The sequence below is a fragment of the Microbacterium sp. Bi128 genome (assembly GCF_918698205.1).
Map to the genome: position 1 here is coordinate 1 of NZ_CAKKMM010000965.1, position 1,968 is coordinate 1,968.

Consider the following 1,968-nt stretch of genomic DNA (forward strand, 5'->3'; position numbering starts at 1 on the left):
CGCATGGGGTGGCTGATCATCATCGGCACCATTCCCATCGCCGTTCTCGGGTTCCTGCTTCAGAGCCTGATCCGCGACAACTTCCGGAGCCTGTGGATCACCGCGGTCGTGCTGATCGTGTTCGGCATCCTGCTCGGCCTGGCGGACCACTACGGCAAGCGACGCCGTGACCTCGACGACCTCACCTACCCGCACGGCCTCGCCTACGGGTTCGCTCAGGCGCTGGCCCTCGTGCCGGGCGTCTCACGATCCGGCGCAACGACCACCCTCGGTCGCGCCCTCGGGTACAACCGCACGGCGGTGGCCGAGTACGCCTTCCTCCTCGCCGTGCCTGCGGTGTTCGCGAGCGGGTTCTACGAGCTGTACAAGAGCTTCGACGAGGGCACGGGCCCGTACACGCTCGGCGAGACGGGCATCGCGACCGTCATCGCCTTCGTCGCCGGGTACCTCGTGATCGCGTTCCTCATGCAGTACCTCAAGAAGGGCAGCTTCCTGCCGTTCGTGATCTACCGCGTGGTGCTGGGCATCGTGGTCATCGTCCTGCTGCTCACGGGTGTCGTCCCGGCGGAGTCCGCGATCGTCGCCGGCTGAGCCCGCACGAATCACGACGGCGCCGCCCCCTCGGGGACGGCGCCGTCGGGCGTTTCGTTCAGCGGCGGGGCGGGTCGTCCCGTCCGGGCTTGGTGGGCCCGTCGCCGCCGCGGCGCAGGTACCGCTCGAATTCCTGGGCGATCGCGTCGCCGGACGCCTCGGGCGAGTCCCATGTGTCGCGCGTCTGCTCGAGCTGGTGGATGTAGTCGCGCATCTCCTCGTCGTCGGCGGCGGCCGCGTCGATCGACGCCTCCCAGGCGAGAGCCTCCGCGGCGAGCTCGCCGCGCGGAACCTCGATCCCGGTGATCGTCTGGAGCCGGTCGAGCAGAGCGAGCGTGGCCTTGGGCGAGGGAGTGTGCCCCGCGACGTAGTGCGGCACGCTCGCCCAGAGGCTGGCGGTCGGGATGCCGGCACGTTCGGATGCGTCGCCGAGGGCGCTGAGGATCCCCACCGGGCCTTCGTACAGGCTGCGCTCGAGCGAAAGCGACTGACGTATCGCTTCGTTCTCGCTTCCGGCGAACACCGAGATCGGCCGGGTGTGCGGCACGTCGGACATCATCGAGCCGAGCGACACGAAACCGGTGACGTCCTCGCGCAGCGCGACGTCGATGAACTCGGCGGCGAAGGCCTGCCAGGCGCGCGCCGGTTCGACGCCGACCAGCAGCCAGATCTCGGGGTCCTCGGTGCGCTGCGCCGGCCGCAGCAGTGTCGCCTCGGGCCAGGTGAGCGTGCGCCGGCCCTCGGCATCCATCCCGATCTGCGGGCGCGTGTACTGGTAGTCGAAGTACAGCTCGGGATCGACCGAGTGCACCACCTCGTACTCGACCCCCGAGCGACGATGATCCGGCGACCCAGTGCGTCCACGCAACCTCCTCTGCCCCTGCGGGGCTGGCTTCCAGGATAGGCGCATGCACCCCGGGGAGCGCTCGGGTGCGGTGCCGCCCTCGATACGATGGAACGATGACTTCTCCCGCCCCCGCTCTGGTCCTTTGGGACATGGACGGCACCCTCGTCGACACCGAACCCTTCTGGATGGCCGCCGAGACCCCGCTCGTGGAGCGCTTCGGCGGCACGTGGTCGCACGAACAGGCGCTGGGCATGGTGGGCCTGGCCCTCGAGGACTCGGCCCGGCTGCTGCAGAACGCCGGTGTGCCGTGGGGTGTCGACGATATCATCGCGTACCTGACAGACGAGGTGCTCCGTCAGCTCGCCGAGACCGGCGTGCCGTTCCGACCGGGTGCGCGGGAACTGCTCGCCGATCTCCGCCGCTCCGGTGCCAAGACCGCCCTGGTGACGATGTCGATGCGCCGCATGGCCCTGGCGACCGCCGACCTCATCGACTTCCCGGCGTTCGACATCGTCGTCGCCGGCGACGAC

Annotated in this window: 3 protein-coding genes; 2 read left to right on the top strand and 1 reads right to left on the bottom strand. The window is 69.7% G+C overall.

Features of this window, described 5'->3' with window-relative positions; all coding sequences use genetic code 11:
• A partial coding sequence (locus LQV45_RS28605; RefSeq protein WP_230010354.1) for an undecaprenyl-diphosphate phosphatase occupies window positions 1-591 on the top strand: 591 nt, incomplete at its 5' end.
• Window positions 592-649: 58 nt separating this feature from the next.
• Here LQV45_RS28605 and LQV45_RS28610 read toward each other — a convergent pair.
• Window positions 650-1,459 (bottom strand): PAC2 family protein, encoded by an 810-nt coding sequence (locus tag LQV45_RS28610; RefSeq protein WP_230010357.1) that lies wholly within the window; start codon window positions 1,457-1,459, stop codon window positions 650-652.
• Between the two features lie 92 nt (window positions 1,460-1,551).
• Here LQV45_RS28610 and LQV45_RS28615 point away from each other — a divergent pair.
• A partial coding sequence (locus tag LQV45_RS28615) for an HAD family phosphatase (RefSeq protein WP_230010360.1) occupies window positions 1,552-1,968 on the top strand: 417 nt, incomplete at its 3' end.